Here is a 21448-nt window from a genome sequence, read left to right as displayed (position 1 = left end):
CGCTCGGGCTGCTCGCGCCGCGGCTGCGCGCCGCCGGGGCGCGGCGGGTGGTGATGCTCACCCACGGCCACGAGGCGTCCTGGGCGGCCGGCCCCGGGTTCCGCTCCGTGCTGCGCCGCATCGGCGGGTACGCCGACGTGGTCACCTACCTGGGGGAGTACACGCGCGCCCGGCTGGCCGCCGCCATTCCCCCGGACAAGCTCGTCCAGCTCGCGCCCGGCGTCGACACCGGGCGCTTCCGCCCCGAGGGCGAGCCCGGCCGGGCCAAGGAGGCGCTCGGGCTGGCAGGGCGGCCCGTGGTGGTGTGCGTGTCCCGGCTCGTGCCGCGCAAGGGTCAGGACCGGCTGATCGCGGCCTGGCCGGAGGTGCTCGCGGCCGTCCCGGACGCCGTGCTGCTGCTGGTGGGCGGCGGCCCGTACCGGCGGCGGCTGGAACGGCTGGCCGGCGGGCACGAGTCGGTCCGCTTCACCGGCACCGTCCCGGCCTCGGCGCTGCCCGGCTACTACGCGGCGGGCGACGTCTTCGCCATGCCCTGCCGCACCCGGTGGGGCGGGATCGACGTGGAGGGGCTCGGCATCGTGTTCCTGGAGGCGTCGGCGACCGGCCTGCCCGTGGTGGCGGGCGCCTCCGGCGGGGCGCCCGACGCCGTACGCCACGGCGAGACCGGCCTGCTCGTCGACGGCGAGGACACGGGCGAGGTGGCCGCCGCCCTCGCCGAACTGCTCGGCGACCCCGAGCGGGCCCGGAAGCTCGGCGCCGCCGGGCGCGAGTGGATCGGCCGCGAATGGTCCTGGGACCTGGTCGCCACCCGTTTCCACACCCTGCTGTGACGCCACCCTCTTCGTGGCGCCGAGGACGAACCCGGCCGCGAACTGCTTGGTGCAGGAGTCCAGTGGGATGCCGGGCCAGGAGAAGCCGTACCGCGGGCGGCCTACTGCAGAAGTTGCAGCGCCGTTCGACAGGGCGGGTAAAAGTGTGACCCCGTTTCCACCCTGCGGCAGACGCGGAGAACGGTGTTCCGTTCATAACCTGGCGCGGTGCTTCCACTTCGGAACCCCCGCTGCCGGCCGTACCTCATCACGGCGCCAGAGCAGCCAAGCCACAAGAGAGGACGGACATATGCGTGCAACCATGACAGTCCTGGCCGGGATGGCGCTGGCCGGCGGCCTGCTGGTGGCCCCCGCCGAGGCCTCCAGCGGAACGGTCGTCGAACTCAGGAACGCCGCCACCGGGATGTGCCTGGCGATCGGCCGCGGTGAAGCCCGGAAGGGCAAGACCGCGATTCAGTGGCCTTGCATCCACAGCCCGGCGCAGCGCTGGATGAGTACGCCCGACGGGCATCTGATGAACGTCGCCACCGGGATGTGCCTGGCAATCGGTGGCGGACAGGAGCGCAGGGGCAAGGCCGCCATCCAATGGACGTGCAATGGCGGATGGGAACAGCGCTGGAAGGAGAAGCAGATATGGCGTGGCTCCACGGATTCCCAGATCTCCGGCCTGCCGCGGCACCTCATGAACGGCGCGACTGCGATGTGCCTGGCGATCGGGGGCGGCGAGGCACGCAAGGGCAAGACCGCCATCCAGTGGCCGTGCAAGAAGTCGCTTGAGCAGGGCTGGCACGTCAGCGTGGTCGGCTAGCCGGCGATGCCGGCCCCTTGGGGGATCGTGCCATGGGGAAGAGAGACCCTGTGGGGCCGTCCAAGGCGAGCCAGCGGTGACAGAGATCCTGAGCGGGGCGGGCGTCAGGAGACAGGGCGGGAGTCAGGACGCGTACAGGGCGTCCACATCGGCGGCGAAGTCGCGCAGGACGATGTTGCGCTTGATCTTGAGGGTCGGCGTCAGGTGGCCGCTCTCCTCGGTGATGTCCGCGTCCAGGATCGTGAACTTCTTGATCTGCTCCGCCTTGGACACCGTGTCGTTGGCCCGGTCGACCGCCTGCTGGACCTCCGCGCGGATCTCCCGGTCGGCGGCCGGGTCCGCGGTGGCCCCGGCCCGCCCGCGCGTGGAACGCCACTGCTCCAGCGCCTCCGGGTCGAGCGTGATCAGGGCGCCCACGAACGGCCGGTCGTCGCCGACCACCACGGCCTGGGAGACCAGCGGGTGGGCCCGCAGCGCGTCCTCCAGCGGCCCGGGCGCGACGTTCTTGCCGGCGGAGGTCACGAGGATTTCCTTCTTGCGCCCGGTGATCCGCAGGTACCCGTCGGCGTCCAGTTCGCCCACGTCACCGGTGTGGAACCAGCCGTCGCCGTCGATCACCTCGCCGGTGGCGTCCTCGTTGTTCCAGTAGCCGCGGAAGACGTTGCGGCCCCTGGCGAGGATCTCGCCGTCGTCGCCGATGCGGAGGGTCACCCCGGGCAGGGGCTTGCCGACGGTGCCGATCTTGTTGGCTCCGGGCATGTTCACGCTGCAGGGCGCGGAGGTCTCCGTCAGCCCGTACCCCTCGAAGACCTCGATGCCGGCGCCCCGGAAGAAGTGGCCGAGCCGCTCGCCGAGCGCGCCGCCGCCGCTCACGGCCGCCGACAGGCGGCCACCGGTGGCCGCGCGGAGCTTGCGGTACACGAGCCGGTCGAACAGGGCATGCCGCAGGCGCAGGCCGAGGGGGGCGCCGCCCTCGTTCTCGGCGCGGCTCCAGGCCACGGCCGTGTCCACGGCGCGGGCGAAGATCGCGCCCTTGCCGCCCGCGATGGCCTTCTGCTCGGCGCCGTTGTAGACCTTCTCGAAGACCCGCGGCACGCCCAGCAGGAACGTCGGGCGGAACTCGACCAGGTCGGGCGCCACGTTCTTCATGTTCGGGGTGTGGGCGAGGACCGCGCCCGCCTCGACCAGCGCGACCTGGATCATGCGCGCGAAGATGTGCGCCAGCGGAAGGAACAGCAGCCCCGCCGGGGCCTTGGTGGTGAACAACGGCTCCAGCGGCCCGCGCACCACGTTCCGGCCGGTGAACAGCAGGTTGTCGTGGGTGACCCGGCAGCCCTTGGGCCGGCCGGTCGTGCCGGAGGTGTAGACGACGGTCGCGAGGTCGGCGCCGCACACCCGGCCGCGGCGCTCGGCCACGTCCGCGTCGGAGATCTCGGAGGCGCCCGGCAGGCCGTCGAGCGCGGCCTCGACCCGCCACAGGTCCTTCAGCCCGGGCGCGGCCTCGCGCACGGTCTCCTCGTGCCCGTCCAGCTCGACGAACGCCGCGCGCGCCGCGCTGTCGGTGAGGATCCACCGGACCTGCTCGGTCGAGGACGTCTCGTAGATGGGCACGGTCACCGCGCCCACGGACCAGACGGCGTAGTCGATCAGCGTCCACTCGTAGCGGGTGCGCGACATGAGCGCGACGCGGTCGCCGTGCTCGATCCCCGCCGCGATGAGTCCCTTGGCCAGCGCGACGACCTGGTCCCGGAACTCGGCGGCCGTGACGGCGGCCCACGCGCCGTCCACCTTGCGCCGCATGACGACCGTGCCGGGCTCCCGCTCGGCCCTGTCGAACACCGTGTCGGGCAGGCTCGCGGTGGCCGGCACATCCACCAGTACGGGAACGCTGTACTCGCGCACGGACAAACTCCTCCAGGCGGACGCTTCGGGGATTGCCTGGACGTTACCGCGATAAGTTACGTGCCGGTAGCCTTGTCATCCAGGCGTTATGAAGCCATTCCTCACGCTAGCAGCCACAGATCGGTTCGGGTGCCCACCGCGTTGAGCGCCCGCCGCAGAGGCGTGCGGAGTCCGCGCCCTTCGCGTTCAGCGGTCCGCCACGGGCTGCGCCGCAGGCGCATCTAGGATTGCCCGCATGCGGGTCCACGTCATCAGCGATGTGCACGGCAGGGCCGACGCGCTGGCCGCGGCCGGGAAGGGCGCCGACGCGCTGGTCTGCCTGGGCGACCTGATCCTGTTCATCGACTACGCCGACCACGGGCAGGGCATCTTCGCCGACCTGTTCGGCGCCGAACGGGCCGCGGAGTTCATCGGCCTGCGCACGGCGGGGCGCTTCGACGAGGCCCGCGCCATGTCCGCCCGCCTGTGGGCGACCCTCGACGGCGACCCGCGCGAGCACATCGAGCGCCAGGTGCGCGCCCAGTACGAGCGCCTGTTCGCCGCCATGCCGGTGCCCGCCTACCTCACCTACGGCAACGTCGACCTGCCGCGTCTGTGGGCCGACTACACGCGTGACGGGCACCGGGTGCTCGACGGCGAGAGCGTGGAGATCGGCGGGCTCCGGTTCGGGTTCGTCGGCGGGGGCCTGCGCACCGAGTACCGCACGCCGTACGAGATCAGCGACGAGGAGTACGCGGCGAAGGTGGAGGCGGTCGGCGAGGTCGACGTGTTGTGCTGTCACATCCCGCCCGCGGTGCCCGAGCTGCTCTACGACGTGGTCGCCCGGCGCTTCGAGCGGGGCAGCGAGGCCACGCTGGAGCTGATCCGCCGCACCCAGCCCCGCTACGCGCTGTTCGGGCACGTCCACCAGCCGCTGCACCGGCGGACCCGCATCGGCCGCACCGAATGCGTCAACGTGGGGCACTTCCGGGGGAGAGGCGTTCCTTTCGTCCTTGAATGGTGAACTCGTTCTCGAGTGGTGAACCGCCCGCACCGGCTTTCGGCGGTCCGCCGCAAGGAGCGAATTCTGCACTACGGTGGTCGCATGGCTGATCGCACGACTTCGAGCATCGTCATCGACGCCGACCGGCCCGGCGTGATGGCCGTCATCGCTGACTTCCCCGCCTACCCCGCATGGGCGGGCCAGGTGAAGAGCGCCGAGGTGCTGACCACGGGCGCCGACGGCAGGGCCGAGACCGTGCGGTACGTGCTCGACGCCGGAGTGATCAGCGACACCTACACCCTCGGCTACACCTGGCACGACGACGAGAGCGTCTCCTGGCGGGTGACCGAGCCCGGCAAGATGGTCGCCGAGCTGGAGGGAAGTTACCTCCTGTCCGCGGTGGGCACGGGCACCGAGGTGACGTACGAACTGGCGGTCGAGCTGAAGGTGCCGATGATCGGCATGCTGCGGCGCAAGGCCGAGAAGGTCATCGTGGACACCGCCCTCAAGGGCCTGAAGAAGCGTGTCGAAGGCCGCTGAGGTGAGCCCCCGGGTCCTGCTGTTCACCGGGAAGGGCGGGGTGGGCAAGACCACGGCCGCCGCCGCGACCGCGACCCTCGCCGCCCGGCGCGGCCTGAAGACGCTGGTCGTCTCCACCGACACCGCGCACTCGCTGGCCGACGCGCTCGCCGTCGAGCCCGGTGAGGTCGCCCCCGGCCTGCACCTGCACCAGGTCGACACGCAGAAGTCCCTCGAACGCCACTGGGGCGAGCTGCGCGACTACGCCCGCGGCCTGCTCGCCGAGCTGGGCCTGGACGAGATCACCTCCGAGGAGATCACGGTTCTGCCCGGCGCCGAGGAGATCATCGCCCTGCTGGAGCTGCGCGAGCACGCGCAGTCCGGCGCCTGGGACGTCATCGTCGTCGACTGCGCGCCCACCGCCGAGACGCTGCGGCTGCTCGCGCTGCCCGAGGCGCTCGACTGGCACGTGAGCAGGCTGCTCCCCGTGGGCCGCAAGATCATGAAGCTCGCCTCGCCGTTCGTGCGCAGCGTCGCGCGCGTCAGCGCCCCGGGCGACGAGGTCGTCGGCGCGGGCGAGCGCCTGCACCGCGCCCTGCTGGAGGTGCGCGAGCTGCTCACCGGCGACGGCGCGTCCGTGCGGCTCGTGCTCACCCCCGAGGCCGTGGTGCTCGCCGAGGCCCGCCGCACCCTCACCTCGCTCAACCTGTACGGCTACCGCGTCGACGCGGTCATCGCCAACCGGGTCTTCCCGGCCGGCGGGGCCGACGAGTGGCGCGCCCAGTGGGTGAGCGCGCAGTCGCGGCTGCTGGCCGAGGCCGAGGAGTCCTTCGCGCCGCTGCCCCTGCACGTCGTGCCGTACCTGCCGGCCGAGCCCGTGGGCGCCGACGCGCTGGCGGCGGTCGGCGAGCGGCTGTACGGCGACGCCGACCCGTTCGGGCCGCCCGGGGTGCGGCCGCCGCTGCGGCTGGCCGCCGACGAGCTGGAGCTCGACCTGCCCGGCGCCGACCGCGGCGACGTCGACCTGGCGCGCAAGGGCGACGAGCTGATCGTCACCGCGGGCCCGTACCGGAGGATCCTGGCGCTGCCGGTGGCGCTGGCCCGCAGGGAGATCGGCGGCGCGGTGCTCCGTGACGGCGTCCTGCGGGTACGGTTCAGCTCGGGAGCCCGATCCGGCGCGACGAGCGGAGCCTCCGGCCACGACGACAGGCCGGCCGCGACGTGAGCGAGAGGGCGGGCGCTCCGGAGCCAGGGAGGGCCAGATGAGCGAGACCAACGACAGAGACCCCCGCGACACCGGCGCCCGCGCCACCGACCCCCGCGCGGGCGGGAACCGAAGCGGCCAGACCGGCCAGACCGGCCAGACCGGCCAGAGCAGCCAGCCGGGCTGGAGCAACGAGACCGGGCAGAGCAACGAGACCGGTCAGAGCGGCCGGGACCCGATCGGCACGGTGGCCGACGAGGCGCGCAAGCTGTTCGACGCGATCCAGGGCCAGGCCACCCGCCACGTCGGCCGGACGGTGCTCAGCTCGTTCACCGGCTCGCTCGGCGGCGGCGGGCGCAGGGAGCAGCGGGACGTGTGGGGCGAGGCCGTCGCCGAGCCCCACGAGGAGTACATCTGCCGCGCCTGCCCGGTGTGCCGGGCGATCGCGGCGCAGCGCGAGTCGGGCAAGGACGTGACCGGCCATCTGGTCGCGGCGGGCGGCGAGCTGTTCGCCGCGTTCCGGCAGACGATCGACGCGCTCAGCAAGCCGGCCGCCCCCCGCGGGCCGCGCGAGGACCGGGAGCACGGTCGCGATACCGTGCAGCACATCGACCTGGGATAGGGGGCTACGGCAATGCTCACGATCGGCGTGGACATCGGCGGCACGAAGGTCAGCGCGGGTGTGGTCGACGAGAACGGCGCGGTCGTCGAGCAGGCGCTGCGCAAGACGCCGGCCGACCGGCCCGACCTCATCGCCGAGACCGTGGCCGACGTGGTCCGCGAGCTGGCCGAGGGCCGGGAGATCGAGGCCGTCGGCGTCGGCGCCGCCGGCTTCGTGGACGAGTCCCGGTCCGTCGTCCGCTTCGCGCCCAACCTGGCCTGGCGGGAGGAGCCGCTGCAGAAGAAGATCAGCGGCATGGTCGACCTGCCCGTGGTGATCGAGAACGACGCCAACGCCATGGCCTGGGGCGAGACCCGGTTCGGCGCGGGCCGCGGGCAGTCCCACATCGTGTGCCTCACGGTCGGCACCGGCATCGGGGGCGGCCTGGTGTTCGACGGGGCGCTGTTCCGCGGCCACTGGGGCATGGCGGCCGAGCTCGGCCACATGCAGGTCGTCCCCGACGGGCGGCCGTGCGGCTGCGGCCAGCGCGGCTGCTGGGAGCAGTACGCCAGCGGCAACGCGCTCGTCATGGAGGCCAGGCGCATCGCCGAGGAGCAGCCCGAGCGCGCCGGCGTCCTGCTCGGGCTGGCCGGCGGCAAGATCGAGGGCGAGGAGGTCACCGAGGCGGCCCGGCAGGGTGACGAGGCGTCGCTCGCGGCGTTCGCCACCCTCGCCGACTGGCTCGGCCAGGGCATGGCCGACCTGGCCGCGGTCCTCGACCCCGGCTGCTTCATCGTGGGCGGCGGCGTGTCCCGCGCCTCGGACCTGTTCCTGGACCGGGCGCGTGAGGCGTTCGCCGAACGGCTGACCGGCCGCGGGCACCGGCCGTTGCCCGAGATCCGGCTGGCCGAGCTGGGCGCCAACGCCGGCATGGTGGGCGCCGCCGACCTGGCCAGGCAGCGCTGACGGGCATGACCTGGCCAGGCGTCGCCGGCGGGAATACAGTCCGTCCGTGACGGTCCGGCTGGCCACCTACAACGTGCGGGGGATGAAGGACAGCGTCCCCGCGCTCACCCGGGTGCTCGGCGCGCTGCGCGCCGATCTGATCTGCGTCCAGGAGGCTCCGCGGCTGCTCGGCTGGCAGGCGCGGCGTGAGGCGCTGGCCGGCTCGTGCGGGCTGCGCGTCGTGGCGGGACGGCGGCTGGGCGGCGTGGCCGTCCTCGCCGCCCCCCGGGTGCGGCTGCTGCACGCCGAGAGCCACGTGCTGCGCGTCTTCGTCGGCCTGGAGGTGCGCGGCCTGGCGATCGCCGTCGCCGAGGTCGAGGGCGCGCGGCTGGCCGTCGGCTCCACCCATCTCGACCTGAACGCCGCGGCCCGGCTGCACCACGTGACCGAGGCCATGGCGCTGCTGGAGGCGGCGGCGGCCCGCTTCGGCGCGGAACCCGTCCTGTGCGGCGACTTCAACGAACGGGACCACCAGCCGGCCTGGCGCTACGTCGCCTCCCGGCTCACCGACTGCTATCCGGTGGCGCCGCGGGGCGACGGCCTGACCTTTCCCGCCGGGTCGCCCCAGGCCCGGATCGACGCGATCTTCACCGGGCCCGGCCTGCGGGTCCGCGACTGCGGAGGGGCGCTCGCCGATCCGGCCGACCTGGCCGCGGGTTCGGACCACCTGCCGGTGGTGGCGGAGGTGGAATCGGGGGCTGGGCTCCGGGGACCTGTCGTGAACCCTTAGCATTTGTTCATGACCCGTCGCTTCCGGCGGCGCGCGTTTTCCTTGATCATGGCGACGTCCGTGGCCTGGTCCCAGGTCACGCATGCCGCCCATGCCGAGCCCCGGCCCGCCTCGGTCGAGGCGTGGCAGCGCTCGACGAGCGCGCGCCTGGCCGCCGACGGCTCCCTGTCCGACGTGGCCGCCCTGTCCGCCAACGACGTGTGGGCCGTGGGGCAGCAGGAGATCTGGGACGTCTGGAAGAATCGCGGCACGATCCGCCACTGGGACGGCTCCCGCTGGTCGGAGGTCACGATCCGGGACGCGAGCGGCGCGGGCAACCTGCGTGGCGTCGCCGCCGCCTCGCCCTCCGACGTGTGGGCCGTGGGCGACGGCCACGACGGCGTCCCCTACCTCGCCCACGGCGACGTCAACGGCTTCGACCGCGTACGCGCCGAGGGCCTGTGGACGGGCGACTGGCTCGGCGGCGTCGACGCCCGGCCCGGCCGGGTGGTGGCCGTGGGCCGGGGCAAGACCCGCGACTCCGACCCGGCGAAGAAGGACTGGACGGTCGGGCTCATCGTCACCGGGCAGAACGGCAAGTGGACCGTTCAGGAGACCGAGGTCGAGGGCGCCCTCTACGCGGTGTCCGAGGGGTTCGCGGTCGGCGACACCGGCACCCAGCCGCTGATCATGCACCAGTCGGGCGACACCTGGAAGGCCGTGCCCGTGCCCGACGTGCCCGGCGGCTACCTGCGCGACATCCAGGTCGACGGCGGCAAGCGGGCCATGGCCGTCGGCGGCGTCTACCACGGGCCGAGCGACGTCGAGCCGCTCGTGCTGTCCTGGGACGGCAAGCACTGGGGGCGGGTGCCGCTGCCCGGCACCGACGCCCGCCTGTACGGGGTGACCGGCGACGGCAAGGGCCGCTACTGGATCTCCGGCTACGACCCCACCCGCGAGACCGAGCCGTTCATGCTGCGCTGCGAGAAGGGCGACTGCGAGATCATCCGCGGCACCGCCGCGCCGGGCCGGAGCAGCGTGCGGCTGCAGGCCGTCGCCTACCTGCCGGGCAAGGGGGCGGTGTGGGCCGTGGGCCACGCCGTCGACCTGACCGACCGCTACAACGACGTGGTGGAGACCTTCGGGCCGGGTGGCCCGCCGCCGAAGGACTCCTGACCCACGCCGTCCTGATCCGCCTAGAGGACGGCTCCGTCGTCCCAGCCGGAGTCGTTGGGCGGGCCGTCGCCCATGCGGACCACCAGCGCCACGAAGCCGCCGATGAACGCCGCCACCGCCGTGAACAGCGCCCAGCCCTCCATCCGCCAGTCGGCCATCGCGGCCAGCAGCAGATAGGCCGGGCCGCCGAACAACCCCGCCCAGGCCAGCTTGGCGGTCAGGTCGAGCTTGGGCAGCGGGGGTGGAGGCGGCGGCTCGTAGTGCCCCTCGTCGTCCTCGTCGTCGTGGTCGTGGTGTTCCGGCTCGGGAGGCTCGGTGTCGCTCTCGCGCAGGACGGGCTCGGCGGGCTGGATCACCCGGCGCGTCTGGTCGAGGGGGACGTTCTCGCTGTCCGGCCATGGCTGGTCGGCCGAGTCGCGCTCGGCGGTGTCGTTGAAGGACGCGACGATCTGCCGCCAGACCTCGTCCTCGTCACTCTGGGGCGTCACCTAGATGGGCCTCTCCGCAGCGATCGCGACTTCCCCCTGGGTGCGATCAGTCCCTCTGCAAGGGTACCGAGGCATGTGTCCTGATGAAGCCGAGGCTACCGGCAAAGATCCTGTCGGCATCGTTGTCGAGCGTCGCAACATGGTAGCTATCCGTAAGCTCCTCGATCGTGGCCTGCGGGACCTTCTGACGGATGATGGCCACGCTGGTGGGCTTCACCACGTGGTCGTCGGTGCTGTGGAACACCAGCAGCGGCTGCGTCACCCGGGCGAGGTCGGCCTGCACCAGCGCCCACAGGCCCGGCAGCGAGGCGGCCGCCTTCACCGGGGTGCGCGTGTACGCGAGCTCGGTCACGCCCGGCTTCTTCACGTCGTTCGCCACGCCCGGCACGGACGGCAGGAACCACTTGAGCAGCGGCGCCAGCTTCAGCAGCGGCACGTCGCCGGCGATCGACGGGTTGACCACCACCACGCCCTTGATCGCCTCGCCGTGCACCTCGGCCAGCCGCAGCGCCAGGCAGCCGCCCAGCGACAGGCCCGCCACGAACACCTCGGCGCAGCGCCCCTGGAGGTCCTCGAACGCCTTCTCCACCTCGGCGTACCAGTCCTCCCAGCGGGTATGGTTCATCTCCTGCCACGTCGTGCCGTGGCCGGGCTGGCGGGGCAGGGAGACGCTCAGACCGTGCCCGGCCAGGAACTCCGCCCACGGCCGCAGCGACTGCGGGGTGCCGGTGAACCCATGGCAGAGCAGCACACCGATCTGGCCTGCTTCGTGATGGTACGGCTCCGCGCCTGGCATGAGCGGCATAACAGCTCCTCGGAGGGATTTCATCCCGGAATTGCCCGATCGTCGCACGATCTCGGGGCTTTGTGCGAGAGGTGGTGTAGGAGCATCGAGTCTGAGATGCGAAGATGACATTGCTCACAGATGAAGCGCAGAGGAAGAGGTGGCCGGGTGTTCTACTGGGTGGTCAAGGCCATCTTGGGGCCGTTCCTCCATCTCGTCTTCCGTCCCTGGACGGAGGGTGCGGAAAACGTGCCCCGGCAGGGGCCGGTGATCCTCGCCGGCAACCACCTGTCGTTCGCCGACCACTTCTTCGGCCCGCTGCACCTGCGCCGTAAGGTCATCTCGCTCGGCAAGTCCGACTACTTCACCGGCCGGGGCGTCAAGGGCTTCTTCACGCGGCTGTTCTTCAGCGGCGTCGGCACTGTGCCGATCGACCGCTCCGGCGGCAAGGCCAGCGAGGCGGCGCTGCGCACCGGTCTGCGGGTGCTGGGTGAGGGCCAGATCCTCGGCATCTACCCCGAGGGTACTCGTTCGCCCGACGGCCGCCTGTACAAGGGCAAGACCGGCGTCGCCCGGCTGGCGCTGGAGTCGCGGGCCCCGGTCATCCCGTGGGCCATGGTCAACACGTTCGAGATGATGCCCCCGGGCCGGCCGCTGCCCAAGCTGGGCATCCGGCCGGGCGTCCGGTTCGGCAAGCCGCTCGACTTCTCCCGCTACTACGGCATGGAGGACGACCGGCTGGTCCTGCGCGCGGTGACCGACGAGATCATGTACGCGCTCATGGAGCTGTCGGGCCAGGAGTACGTCGACAAGTACGCGGCCAGCGCCAAGGTCGAGATGGAGCGCGCGGCCCGCGCCGCCAAGCACTGACCTGTTCTCCTTCCGGAGAGGGCTACTCCCGCAGGGCCCGCTCCGTCTTGCGCATCGCCGTGGTCATGACCTCCAGCTCGTCGCGGGTGAGCCGGTCGACGAGGTAGGCCCGTACGACCGCGAGATGGCCCGGCGCCACGCGTTCGAGGCAGCGCATGCCGGCCTCGGTGAGCACCGCCAGCACGCCCCGGTCGTCCGACGGGCAGGTCGCGCGCTCCACCAGCCCCGCCTTCTCCAGGCGGGTGATCTGGTACGTCAGCGCGCTCTTCGACACGACGACGCCCCGGGCCAGTTCCGTCATGCGCATCTGGCGATCGGGGGTGTCCGCCAGCCGGACCAGGATCTCGTACTGCGGATGCGTCAGCCCGGCCGCGGCCTTGAGCTGCTCCTCGATGCGCCTCTCCAGCAGGTGAGAGGTGGACAGGAAGGCGCGCCACGCCGCCATTTCCGTGTCGTCTAGCCACCGGGTGTCCGTCACGGCCCAAGTGTACTTGTTGTTCAGATTTGAACCATCCTGTTATATTCGTTCAAAACTGAACGAACCGACTCCTGAGGAGACCGCATGATCGACCAGGCGCGCCCCGTCGCCCTGCTGCTCGCCCGGGTGGCGCTCGGCGTCATCTTCCTCGTGCACGGCTACCAGAAGTTCGCCGTCATGGGCCTCGCGGGCGCCACGAAGTTCTTCGAGTCGATCGGTGTCCCGCTGGCGGGCGTGGCGGCTCCGGCCGTCGCCGTGCTGGAGGTGGCCGGCGGCCTGGCGCTGATCCTCGGCGCGGCCCTGCCGATCGCGGGCACGCTGCTGGCGCTCGACATGATCGGGGCGATCGTGTTCGTCCACGGGGCCAACGGGTTCGGCGCGGACGAGGGCGGCTACGAGTTCGTGCTGTCGCTCGCGGCGGGGGCGCTGGCGGTCGGCTTCAGCGGAGGAGGCGCGCTGGCCGTGGACACGCTGCTGCGCCGCCGCACCCCGGCCGCCACGGCCGCCTGACGCGCCGCGATCCGTCCCGTGGGAGCGGGCCGCGTCCAGGAGGGGGCGCGGCCCGCTTCGGCGTCAGGACAGGTGGGCGCGGATCTGCCTGATGTGCTCGGGCGTGGTGCGGCAGCAGCCGCCTATCAGGGACGCGCCCGCGCGCTCCCACTCCTTGGCCGCCTGGCCGTACTCCACCGGATCGGTCAGTCCGAGCCAGCGGCGGTTCTTGGCGTCCCACGTCTCGCCCGAGTTGGGGTAGACGATCACCGGCAGGCCGCCGGACAGGGCGGCGATCACGCCGGGCAGATGGCGCGGCGCCGTGCAGTTCGCGCCCACGGCCACGACCTGCGGGTCGCCGGTGAACAGGGCGGCCGCCTCACGGATGGGCGTGCCGTCGCTGATGTGCTCGCCGTCCCGGCAGGAGAAGCTGACCCATGCCTTGAGCCCCGGCGTCTCCTTCAGCAACCGGGCCAGCGCCCGCGCCTCCGCGTAGGACGGGATGGTCTCGCAGGCGAGCAGGTCGGCGCCGGCCGAGGCGAGGATCTCCCAGCGGGGCCGGTGCCAGGTGAGCAGGCCCTCCTCGCCGAGGTCGTAGTCGCCGGTGTACTCGGCGCCGTTGGCGAGGTAGGCCCCGTACGGGCCGACGCTGGCGGCGACCAGCCCGCCGCCCGCCTCGTCGCGGGCCTGCGCGGCCAGCTCCACCGAAAGCCTGATGAGGCGCTCGGCCTGCGCCACGCTCGCCCCTCGCCGGAGGAACCCCGGGATCGAGGCCTGGTAGCTGGCCGTGGTCGCCACATTGGCGCCCGCCGCGAAGTAGTCGGCGTGGACGCGCCGGATCAGGTCCGGGTCTTCCATCAGCAGCCGGGCCGACCACAGCTCGTCGCTCAGATCCGCGCCGAGCGTTTCGAGATGGGTGGCCAGACCACCGTCCAGGACAAGAGTGCTCACACTCTCCAGCCTATGGGCCGCGACGTACCGGACCGGACGGTGAACGGATTTTCCGGGATGCCGGTGGAGGTGGGATTTCCGCGACAACCAGGAAAGGCGATCGCCCCTCTTTATCGGGAAATTTCCGTGATTATGGGCTAGGTGTGCTGCGGGCACCGATGCGGCCGGGGGCGCTCTTCTCCGCAGGTCACGGAGTGGGGGAGGCGGGGCGGACGCGGCCGCCGCACGTCATCGGGCCGCGTCCTGTGGAGTTCCCCTCCGGGCGCCGGGCCGTGGTCCGGCCGTTTTGGATCGTGTCGCAGAGTGCCGCCATGGCGGCGGATCGTATGCGACCTTCTCCGAGAATTCACGGCATTCTCCAAGCCAACGATTATCCCGCCCTCCGGCCGCACCGGGCCGGGCCCGCCCCGCCGTACCAGCCACTTGACCACCCGCCCCGGAACGTCCGGCACCACCGCATCCGTCAGTCGCGCTTCCAGAAGGGCGTGCGCCGGGGCTCGCCCGGGGAGCCGCCCTCCGCCTCCGGGCCGGGGCCGCCCGTCAGCGACGTGAGGACCTCGACGACGTGCCGCCGCAGTCCCGCCAGGTCCGTCCCCGGCCGCTCGGCCGCCTCGAGCTCCCGCGCCAGGGCCGACAGCTCGGCGTGATCTCCCAGGTACGCGGACAGAGCCGCCAGCCGGGAGCCCAGGTCGGCCAGGTAGAGCGCGTCGGCCGTGGGCAGCGCCTTGAGCCGGTCGAGCTCGGCCACGAGCTGTCCCCGTACCGACTCCAGCCCGTGCGAGGCCCGGCGGGCGGGACGCGGCACCGCGCCCGGCCGGCCGAACACCGGCCCGCGCGGCCCCACCGATCCGCCCGACGACGCGCCGAACCCGCCGGCGCCACCCGCCGGGGAATCAGGCACGGGATCAGGCGCGGAGTCAGGCGCCGAGTCAGGCGCGGCGCCGGGCGCTCCTCCGGCCGGAGCCGGGGCGGGCGGGCTCATCGGGATGCCCTGGTCCAGCGCCGCCTCGAACGTCGGCGACGCCGCGCGGAAGCGCCCCGGCGCCGCCATCACGGCGGCCTGCGCCACGAACCCGGTCATCGGCGGCGCCGACGGCATCTCCCAGCCGCTCGGCGGCTCGACCGGCTGGATGACCCGGTGCTCGGGCCCGCCCTCGGCCACCGTCCTGCTGTCCACCGCGACGTACGCCGTGAACCTGCACAGGACGCCGTACTCCAGCGAGACCCGGACGATCTCCGCCTCCAGCTCGTGCTCGCCCATCGCGTACCGGTCCTCCAGGGCGCGCAGGTGCGCCCGGGCCCACACGGCGCGCAGCGCGGGGTTGTCCACGGCCGTCGCGGTGACCTGCCGCTCCCATGGCTCTCCCGCCGCGAGCCCCCGCACGGTCACCGTCGTACCGCGCGGCTCGCCGCCCCGGAGGCGCCCGTACACCCGTAGCGGCACACCCGGGAAGATCGCGCCGAGGTGCGTGACCGTGCCCGGCTCCGCGTCGAGACCCTTGAGCGCCAGGTCCGTGACCAGGGGCGCGCCGATGCGCCGGTGGATCTGGTCCATGGCGGCGTCGAGCCGGTCCTCGGACTCGACCAGCTCGCACCGGCCCGCGCCGAGCCCGGCGAGCCTGCCGAGGAAGCCGGCGTTCACGGCGCGGTCGATGCCGACGGCGTGGACGCGCATGGCCGACAGCGCGCCGCCGGCCTGCTCCAGGATCTGGTCCTCGTTGCCCACCTGGCCGTCGGTGACGAGCACGAGCACGAGCACGCGCTCGCGGCCCTCGGCGGGCGGCAGCAGCGCCACGGCCTCGCGCAGCGGCTCCAGCAGCTCGGTGCCGCCCCGGGCGTCCACGCGGGCGAGGTGCTCGACGGCGCGGTACCGGTTGCGGTCGGACGCCTCCACGAGCCCCTCGAACGGCTGCTCCACCACCGAGTCGAACGTCAGCACCGCGAACCGGTCGGCGGAGGTGAGCGTGTCGACGATGCGCGCGGCGGCCCGCCGGGCGGCGACCATCTTCCAGCCGGCCATGCTGCCCGAACGGTCCAGCAGCAGCACCAGGTCCCGCGGCGCGCGCGGCGCCTCCAGCGCGGGCGGGACGACGGTCAGCGCGAACGTCGCGCCGCCCTCCGTCTCGCCCGTGTCGATCTGGAGTGAGGTCGAGGCGTCGAAGCCCAGCCGGAGGATGAAGTCCCGGTCCAGCCGCTCTCCGGGGCGCAGCCGTACGGTGTGGCCGTCCTCCTCGACCACGTGCAGGCTGGAGGAGACGTCCCGCAGGTCGAGACCGGCGGGGTCGAGGGTCACCGCCAGCGACAGCCGCACCGGCGCGGGGAAGCCGGGCAGCAGCACCGGCGGGGTGATCCGGGAGGCGTCGGGCACCGCGCCGGTGTCGGGCATCGTGCCGTCCCCGGCGGAGGGGCCGTCGAGCGGGGTGCCCGGGATGTACCGGGGCGCCACCACCAGCGGGAAGCGGAACGTGGCCGCGCCGTCCTCGTACGGCAGCGGCTGGCTCAGAGACATGCGGACCGTCACCCGGTCGCCGGGCAGGATGTTGCCCACCCGGATCGTGAACACGTCCGGCCGCTCCTCCTCGGCGATCGCCGCCCGCCTGCCCTCGCGCAGCGCCCGGTCGTAGTCGGCCCGCGCCTGACCGCGCTCCTTGAGGACGCCCTCGATGACCCGGTCGCCGGCTTCCATCCGGAAGGCGGTCACGGCCGCCCGGTCGGGGAGCGGGAAGACGTACGTGGCCTCCAGCGTGACGTCGAACGGGTTCCGGAACCCCTGGGCCACCTCGACCCCGGCGACGAGGCCGGAGACGGCGGCCGTGACGTCCACGCTCTCCAGCGGCAGGTTGCCCCGGTCGGTGCGCAGCGCGCCGAACCCGGCGTCCGGCACCGGCCGGCACTGTCCGGGCTCGAGTGGAACGATCTTCATGCGAGCTTCCTCTCTTCGAGCATCGCCAGCAGCGGGGCGGCCGCGCCGAGCACGGCCTGGACGTCGTCGATGGAAGGAGCGCGGCCGGCGCCGTCGAGCACCAGCGTCACGCCGGGCGCGAGCCTGATCCCGCGCACCAGCCCTCCGGCCGGGGCGCCTTCCCCGCCCTGCCCGCCGGCCCCGGGTGGTACGGGAGAGGCCGGGGCGGGGGAGGGGGCGCGACCGCGCGGCGGGCGCGCCCAGAAGCGGACCTCCCCGCCTTCCGGCGCGCGGTCTTCCGGCGCGCGGTCGAGGGAGACCTCCGGCGCGCCGTCGAGGGGGGACGTGGCGGTTGCCGGGGGTCCCTGTGTCGCGGGGGATGCGGCGACGGAGCGAGCGTCCCGCGCCGCGTCCTGAGGGCCGGCGGCGACGTCCTCCGGCTGGGCCGCACCCTCCAGCATGGCGTCGGTCGCGCCCGCCAGGGCCACCTGGATGTCGGCGATCGACAGCCCGGCGGCCTGGAGGCGCTTGACCGCCACGAGCTGGAGCAGGTGGCGCCGGCCGTAGCGGGCGATCCGGCCGCGCCGGGACAGCGGCGGGTCGACCAGGCCGATCGTCGTGTACCACCTGATCAGCCGCTCGCCCGGCACCTCGCGCACCCGGCCGTTGCCGTTCGGCCCGCCCGCGCGCAGCAGGCCGGCCGCCCGCTCCGCCAGCTCGCCGATGGTCCAGGTCTCCTCCATGCCACCACGATGACACTGTCACTGTTGCAGTGTCAATGTTGGAGGATTAAAGCGCCAGAAATCGTGCAGAAGAGCAGAGATGTCGTACTACGGGGAGGAACACATCATGGCTCCTATCACCGGACCCCTCTCGGGCGAGGCGAAGAGCACGGTCGCCGAGTGCCTCCAGGGCACCCTCGTCGACCTCGTCGACCTGTCGCTGGTCGCCAAGCAGATGCACTGGAACATCGTCGGGCCGAACTTCCGCTCGATCCACCTTCAGCTCGACGAGCTCGTCTCGCTGGCGCGTACGCACGCCGACACCGTGGCGGAACGCGCGTCGGCGCTGGGGATCAACCCCGACGGCCGCTCCTCCACCCTGGCGAAGAGCACCAAGCTGGCGCAGCCGGAGAGCGGCTGGATCGAGGACGGCAAGGTCGTGGCCACGATCACGGACATCCTCGACGGGATCGGCCGGCGGTTGCGCGAGCGGATCGAGGAGACCGACGAGCCCGACCCGGCCAGCCAGGACATCCTGATCGCGATCGCGCAGGACATCGACAAGGAACGCTGGATGTTCCAGGCCCAGCGCTGACCGCGCCGGTGAAGCCCGGAGCCCCGCGCGGCCCCGGGCTTTTCCATGCCGTACGAGGCGCCGCGGAGCAGCGAGGAGATGTGGGCGATATGCACGGATGCGGCAGGCCGGTGGGCCGGGGTTCGCGTGCCGTTCGGCGGCCGGGATCCCGCCATTCATGTCCATGCGGTCGACTAGCGTGGATCCAGAGGGAGGCCTGACCATGTCCCGCAAGACTCTCCTCCGCACGGGCCCGCTCCGCAGGGAGGCGGTCGGCCCGTACGGCCCGCTCGCCCCGTACGGCGGCGACGGGCTCGTCCTGCCCGCCGGGTTCACCGGCCGGGTCGTGGCGCGCTCCGGCCGCAAGGTGGCCGGCCTGACCTGGCACGCGGCGCCCGACGGCGGCGCCTGCTTCCCCGACGGCGCCGGCTGGATCCTCGTGTCCAACTCCGAGTTGCCCCTGCTCGGCGGCGCCGCGGCCCTGCGGTTCGCCCCGGACGGCACGATCGCCGACGCCTATCGCATCCTGTCCGGCACCGACCTCAACTGCGCCGGCGGCGCCACCCCCTGGAACACGTGGCTGTCGTGCGAGCTGGGCCACCGCGGTCAGGTCTTCGAGTGCGACCCGTACGGCGCCCGCGCCGCCCGGCCCCGCCTGGCCATGGGGCGCTTCCGGCACGAGGCAGCCGCCTGCGACCCCGACCGCCAGGTCGTCTACCTCACCGAGGGCGAGTCCGACGGGTGCTTCTACCGGTTCGTGCCGGGCGACTGGGGCGACCTGACCGAGGGGCGGCTGGAGGTGCTGTGCGTCTCCGGCGGCTGGCGGCCCGTGCCCTCGCCCGCCGCGCTGCTCAAGGCCACGCGCCATCAGGTGGAGGAGGCGCGCCGCTTCGACGGCGCCGAGGGCTGCCACTACGCCGACGGGGTCTGCTACCTCACCACCAAGGGCGACCGCGGCCTGTGGGCCTACGACGCGGAGACCTCCACGCTGGAGCGGCTGTGCGGCGGCGTGCGGGCCGTCACCGCAGCGCCCTCCGGCGACCTGTACGTGACCAGGGACACGATGGGCGTCGACGTCATCACCCCCGACCGGGCGATCACCCCGTTCCTGCTGCTGGAGGGGCACACCGGCGCGGAGCTGACCGGGCCCGCGTTCTCGCCCGACGGCTCGCGCCTGTACTTCTCCTCCCGGCGCGGCCCGGCCGGCGAGCCGGGGGACGGCCACACCTTCGAGGTGACCGGCCCCTTCCGCCACTGACCTTCGGGATCGCTCAGGCCGGGTGGCGCGCCGGCATCACCTTCAGCTCGGTCACGAGGTCGTCCGCCCGCTCGGGCGTGGCCGTGGAGACGAGCGGCATGACGGCCTCCACGGCCGGGCCGGCGCTGAAGCGGGAGGGGCGGCTCAGAGGCCGAGCGTCCAGATCTCGTCGACGACCTCGATGCCGTTCTCCACGCTCTTCTCGCTGGACTCGTGGACGAACCCCGCCCTCGCGTAGATGCGCCGGGCGCTCTCCAGGCACTCGCGGGTCCACAGCGTGATCCGCTTGTAGCTGCCGTCCCTGGCGTGGCGCACGCACTCCTCGACCAGCCGCCGCCCGAGGCCGAGCCCCCGGGCGGACGGGCCGACCAGCAGCATCCGCAGCTTGGCCGTGTCCGCGTCCACGTGCTCGAAGAACACGCAGCCCAGCCGCTCGCCGCCGGCCTCGGCGATCCAGCCCGCGTCGCGCCCCGAGAAGTCGAGCCCGCCGATGAGCCGGGCGACGAGCTGCTCGAACTCGACGCCCCAGCCGTACTCCCGGTTGTAGATCTCGGCGTGCAGCTGGACGGCCCAGCCGAGGTCGCCGGAGCGCGGCGCCCTGATGACGAACGGCTCGCGCTCCGGAGCCTCGCCGAGCAGCTTCCTGATCGCCGCCATCGACGTCACCAGGCTTTCCTGGTCGGCCTCGGCCAGGCCGGCGAGCAGCTGCTCGATCTCCTCGGCCGAGCGGGCGTCCAGGCGGCGGTACATGGCCACGCCGGCCTCGCTCAGCCGTATGACCTGCTTGCGCGCGTCGCCGGGCGAGCGCTCCCGCGAGAGCAGGCCGTCGCCCTCCAGCCGGGACAGGATCCGGCTCAGGTAGCCCGCGTCGAGGCCGAGCAGCCCCCGCAGCTCGCCGGTCTCCATCGGCTCGGCGTGCGCCAGCTCGTAGAGCACCCGGACCTCGGTGAGGGAGTACGCCGAGTCGAGCATCCCCGCCTGGAGAACCCCGATCACCTTCGTATAGAACCGGTTGAAGGCTCTGATCTCAGAAACCCTTGCTTGGGTCAATGAATTCATTGCTCCAGTCAACCATGAGAGGACGCTTTTCGTGAAGCACCTGTACATCGGCGGATACGGTCCGGGCATCGTCACGGGTGACGGGGAGCTGACCCGCATCGCCTCGCCGTCCTTCCTGGCCGCCCATCCCGCCCTTCCGGTGCTGTACGCGGTGGGCGAGCTGGCGCAGGGGTGGATCACCGCGTTCCGGGCCGAGGACGGCCTGTCGCCGCTGGCCGAGCGCCCCAGCGAGGGGCACACGCCGTGCCACGTGGCCGTCCACCCGTCCGGCGCGCTCCTCGCCGTCGCCAACTACGGCGACGGCACCGCGAGCATCCACCGGCTGGACGAGCGGGGCGCCTTCGCCGGCCCGGCGACCGCCCTGCGCCACGAGGGCTCCGGCCCCGTCGCCGAACGCCAGGAGGGCCCGCACGCCCACCAGGCGGTCTTCCACGAGGACGTCCTGCACATCAGCGACCTCGGCACCGACGAGATCCGCCGCTACACGCTCGACGGCGAGCCCCTGGAGCCGCTGCGCCTGCCGCCCGGCACCGGCCCGCGCCACATGGCCTTCGCCGGGTCGCGGCTGTACGTGGTGGGGGAGCTCGACGGGGTCGTCACGGCCGTCGACGGCGACACGCGTCTCACGGGCCCCGCCTCGCGGGCGGGCTCCGGCAACCAGCCGTCCCACCTGGAGGTGCGCGGCGACCACGTCTACGTGGCCAACCGGGGGCCGGACACGATCTCCGTGCTGCGGGCCGGCGACCTGACGATGGTGGCGGAGGTGCCCTCCGGCGGCGCCTGGCCGCGCCACTTCGCCATCGACGGCGACCGGATGTACGTGGCCAACCAGAACGCGAACGTGGTGACGGTGTTCGCGCTGGAGGACGGGGTGCCGGTGCCGACGGGGGAGGCGTACGAGGTGGAGAGCCCGGGGTGCGTCCTGCCGGTGTGACGGGTCGCGAGTGGGCCGTGGAGCCGTAAGGAGTCGGTCAAGTGGCCGGCTCGCGGGTGCCGGGTCGTGACGATGGGGTTCCGTGCGTACGTCCCCGGGCGCTTCGGCGCCATCGTCCCGCGTCCGGCCGCGTCCTTCGCGGATGCTCAGGCTGCCGGCGGCCGGGCTCGCTCTCACGCTGGCCCTCGCGCCCGTCGCCGGCT

The 21448-nt window shown here is 73.0% G+C and carries 22 protein-coding genes; 14 read left to right on the top strand and 8 right to left on the bottom strand.

The genetic code is table 11. The annotated features are described in order from the left end of the window. Both AB0H81_RS33860 and AB0H81_RS33855 read left to right on the top strand, forming a co-directional pair. On the top strand, window positions 1-830 hold an 830-nt coding region (locus tag AB0H81_RS33860), incomplete at its 5' end, for a glycosyltransferase family 4 protein (RefSeq protein ID WP_358382888.1). 301 nt (window positions 831-1131) lie between these two features. After that, window positions 1132-1638, top strand: coding sequence for an RICIN domain-containing protein (locus AB0H81_RS33855; protein ID WP_358382886.1), 507 nt, complete (start codon window positions 1132-1134; stop codon window positions 1636-1638). A 123-nt stretch (window positions 1639-1761) separates the two neighbouring features. Here the strand turns inward: AB0H81_RS33855 and AB0H81_RS33850 are convergent, their stop codons facing one another. Then, complete coding sequence (locus AB0H81_RS33850) at window positions 1762-3540, bottom strand: long-chain fatty acid--CoA ligase (RefSeq protein WP_358382884.1); 1779 nt, start codon at window positions 3538-3540, stop codon at window positions 1762-1764. A 235-nt stretch (window positions 3541-3775) separates the two neighbouring features. Between AB0H81_RS33850 and AB0H81_RS33845 the strand changes: the two genes are divergently transcribed. From AB0H81_RS33845 to AB0H81_RS33815, 7 genes are all read left to right on the top strand, one after another. Beyond that, window positions 3776-4543, top strand: coding sequence for a metallophosphoesterase (locus AB0H81_RS33845; RefSeq protein ID WP_358382882.1), 768 nt, complete (start codon window positions 3776-3778; stop codon window positions 4541-4543). Between the two features lie 81 nt (window positions 4544-4624). Continuing rightward, window positions 4625-5062: an SRPBCC family protein gene (locus AB0H81_RS33840; RefSeq protein ID WP_358382880.1), complete on the top strand. Its 438-nt coding sequence runs from the start codon at window positions 4625-4627 to the stop codon at window positions 5060-5062. Further along, window positions 5046-6266: an ArsA family ATPase gene (locus tag AB0H81_RS33835; protein WP_358382877.1), complete on the top strand. Its 1221-nt coding sequence runs from the start codon at window positions 5046-5048 to the stop codon at window positions 6264-6266. The genes AB0H81_RS33840 and AB0H81_RS33835 overlap by 17 nt, the downstream gene beginning before the upstream one ends. Before the next feature lie 37 nt (window positions 6267-6303). Further along, window positions 6304-6867, top strand: a complete 564-nt coding sequence (locus tag AB0H81_RS33830; RefSeq protein WP_358382874.1) for a hypothetical protein — start codon at window positions 6304-6306, stop codon at window positions 6865-6867. Between the two features lie 12 nt (window positions 6868-6879). Then, the gene (locus AB0H81_RS33825; RefSeq protein WP_358382871.1) at window positions 6880-7812 is read left to right on the top strand and encodes an ROK family glucokinase; all 933 of its coding nucleotides are present in this window, start codon (window positions 6880-6882) and stop codon (window positions 7810-7812) included. 46 nt (window positions 7813-7858) lie between these two features. Then, window positions 7859-8581 carry an endonuclease/exonuclease/phosphatase family protein gene (locus AB0H81_RS33820; RefSeq protein ID WP_358382869.1) on the top strand — a complete coding sequence of 241 codons (723 nt, stop codon included), beginning with the start codon at window positions 7859-7861 and terminating at the stop codon, window positions 8579-8581. A 9-nt stretch (window positions 8582-8590) separates the two neighbouring features. Beyond that, complete coding sequence (locus tag AB0H81_RS33815; protein ID WP_358382867.1) at window positions 8591-9736, top strand: hypothetical protein; 1146 nt, start codon at window positions 8591-8593, stop codon at window positions 9734-9736. 20 nt (window positions 9737-9756) lie between these two features. On the opposite strand, the gene AB0H81_RS33810 is transcribed toward AB0H81_RS33815, so the two are convergent. Then, window positions 9757-10224, bottom strand: a complete 468-nt coding sequence (locus AB0H81_RS33810; RefSeq protein WP_358382864.1) for a hypothetical protein — start codon at window positions 10222-10224, stop codon at window positions 9757-9759. Between the two features lie 46 nt (window positions 10225-10270). Continuing rightward, complete coding sequence (locus tag AB0H81_RS33805) at window positions 10271-11029, bottom strand: alpha/beta fold hydrolase (protein WP_358382862.1); 759 nt, start codon at window positions 11027-11029, stop codon at window positions 10271-10273. Window positions 11030-11176: 147 nt separating this feature from the next. On the opposite strand from AB0H81_RS33805, the gene AB0H81_RS33800 reads away from it, so the two are divergent. Next, window positions 11177-11878 (top strand): lysophospholipid acyltransferase family protein, encoded by a 702-nt coding sequence (locus AB0H81_RS33800; protein WP_358382894.1) that lies wholly within the window; start codon window positions 11177-11179, stop codon window positions 11876-11878. Window positions 11879-11900: 22 nt separating this feature from the next. On the opposite strand, the gene AB0H81_RS33795 is transcribed toward AB0H81_RS33800, so the two are convergent. Continuing rightward, window positions 11901-12356, bottom strand: coding sequence for a MarR family transcriptional regulator (locus AB0H81_RS33795; RefSeq protein ID WP_358382860.1), 456 nt, complete (start codon window positions 12354-12356; stop codon window positions 11901-11903). Between the two features lie 84 nt (window positions 12357-12440). Here AB0H81_RS33795 and AB0H81_RS33790 point away from each other — a divergent pair, with 84 nt between their 5' ends. Next, window positions 12441-12866 (top strand): DoxX family protein, encoded by a 426-nt coding sequence (locus tag AB0H81_RS33790; RefSeq protein ID WP_358382857.1) that lies wholly within the window; start codon window positions 12441-12443, stop codon window positions 12864-12866. Between the two features lie 63 nt (window positions 12867-12929). On the opposite strand, the gene mmuM is transcribed toward AB0H81_RS33790, so the two are convergent. The 3 genes from mmuM to AB0H81_RS33775 all read right to left on the bottom strand — a co-directional run bounded on the left by mmuM (window position 12930) and on the right by AB0H81_RS33775 (window position 17441). Continuing rightward, window positions 12930-13805, bottom strand: a complete 876-nt coding sequence (gene mmuM, locus AB0H81_RS33785; RefSeq protein ID WP_358382891.1) for a homocysteine S-methyltransferase — start codon at window positions 13803-13805, stop codon at window positions 12930-12932. 454 nt (window positions 13806-14259) lie between these two features. Beyond that, entirely contained in the window at window positions 14260-16719 is a 2460-nt protein-coding gene (locus tag AB0H81_RS33780) for a VIT domain-containing protein (RefSeq protein WP_358382855.1), read from the bottom strand. Next, on the bottom strand, window positions 16716-17441 hold the full coding sequence (locus AB0H81_RS33775; protein WP_358382852.1) for a helix-turn-helix domain-containing protein: 726 nt from the start codon (window positions 17439-17441) through the stop codon (window positions 16716-16718). Before AB0H81_RS33775 ends, AB0H81_RS33780 begins: the two co-directional genes overlap by 4 nt. Before the next feature lie 106 nt (window positions 17442-17547). Here AB0H81_RS33775 and AB0H81_RS33770 point away from each other — a divergent pair, with 106 nt between their 5' ends. Together AB0H81_RS33770 and AB0H81_RS33765 are read left to right on the top strand one after the other, a co-directional pair. Then, complete coding sequence (locus AB0H81_RS33770; protein ID WP_358382849.1) at window positions 17548-18015, top strand: DNA starvation/stationary phase protection protein; 468 nt, start codon at window positions 17548-17550, stop codon at window positions 18013-18015. Window positions 18016-18217: 202 nt separating this feature from the next. After that, window positions 18218-19252 carry an alkaline phosphatase PhoX gene (locus AB0H81_RS33765; RefSeq protein ID WP_358382846.1) on the top strand — a complete coding sequence of 345 codons (1035 nt, stop codon included), beginning with the start codon at window positions 18218-18220 and terminating at the stop codon, window positions 19250-19252. A gap of 144 nt (window positions 19253-19396) precedes the next feature. On the opposite strand, the gene AB0H81_RS33760 is transcribed toward AB0H81_RS33765, so the two are convergent. Continuing rightward, window positions 19397-20248, bottom strand: a complete 852-nt coding sequence (locus AB0H81_RS33760) for a bifunctional helix-turn-helix transcriptional regulator/GNAT family N-acetyltransferase (RefSeq protein WP_358382843.1) — start codon at window positions 20246-20248, stop codon at window positions 19397-19399. Window positions 20249-20342: 94 nt separating this feature from the next. Between AB0H81_RS33760 and AB0H81_RS33755 the strand changes: the two genes are divergently transcribed. Beyond that, complete coding sequence (locus AB0H81_RS33755) at window positions 20343-21245, top strand: beta-propeller fold lactonase family protein (RefSeq protein WP_358382840.1); 903 nt, start codon at window positions 20343-20345, stop codon at window positions 21243-21245. Window positions 21246-21448 lie beyond the last annotated feature (203 nt).

Source organism: Nonomuraea sp. NPDC050691, assembly GCF_040654455.1.
Classification (GTDB): Bacteria; Actinomycetota; Actinomycetes; order Streptosporangiales; family Streptosporangiaceae; genus Nonomuraea.
This window is presented reverse-complemented; position numbering and strand designations above follow the sequence as displayed.

What these genes read in the sequence shown, in the direction of transcription:
- AB0H81_RS33855 (WP_358382886.1), top strand. Translation starts at nt 1,132, where the DNA reads ATGACAGTCCTGGCCGGGATGGCGCTGGCCGGCGGCCTGCTGGTGGCC.
- AB0H81_RS33845 (WP_358382882.1), top strand. Translation starts at nt 3,776, where the DNA reads ATGCGGGTCCACGTCATCAGCGATGTGCACGGCAGGGCCGACGCGCTG.
- AB0H81_RS33840 (WP_358382880.1), top strand. Translation starts at nt 4,625, where the DNA reads ATGGCTGATCGCACGACTTCGAGCATCGTCATCGACGCCGACCGGCCC.
- AB0H81_RS33830 (WP_358382874.1), top strand. Translation starts at nt 6,304, where the DNA reads ATGAGCGAGACCAACGACAGAGACCCCCGCGACACCGGCGCCCGCGCC.
- AB0H81_RS33825 (WP_358382871.1), top strand. Translation starts at nt 6,880, where the DNA reads ATGCTCACGATCGGCGTGGACATCGGCGGCACGAAGGTCAGCGCGGGT.
- AB0H81_RS33815 (WP_358382867.1), top strand. Translation starts at nt 8,591, where the DNA reads ATGACCCGTCGCTTCCGGCGGCGCGCGTTTTCCTTGATCATGGCGACG.
- AB0H81_RS33805 (WP_358382862.1), bottom strand. Translation starts at nt 11,029, where the DNA reads ATGCCGCTCATGCCAGGCGCGGAGCCGTACCATCACGAAGCAGGCCAG.
- AB0H81_RS33790 (WP_358382857.1), top strand. Translation starts at nt 12,441, where the DNA reads ATGATCGACCAGGCGCGCCCCGTCGCCCTGCTGCTCGCCCGGGTGGCG.
- AB0H81_RS33780 (WP_358382855.1), bottom strand. Translation starts at nt 16,719, where the DNA reads ATGAAGATCGTTCCACTCGAGCCCGGACAGTGCCGGCCGGTGCCGGAC.
- AB0H81_RS33775 (WP_358382852.1), bottom strand. Translation starts at nt 17,441, where the DNA reads ATGGAGGAGACCTGGACCATCGGCGAGCTGGCGGAGCGGGCGGCCGGC.
- AB0H81_RS33770 (WP_358382849.1), top strand. Translation starts at nt 17,548, where the DNA reads ATGGCTCCTATCACCGGACCCCTCTCGGGCGAGGCGAAGAGCACGGTC.
- AB0H81_RS33765 (WP_358382846.1), top strand. Translation starts at nt 18,218, where the DNA reads ATGTCCCGCAAGACTCTCCTCCGCACGGGCCCGCTCCGCAGGGAGGCG.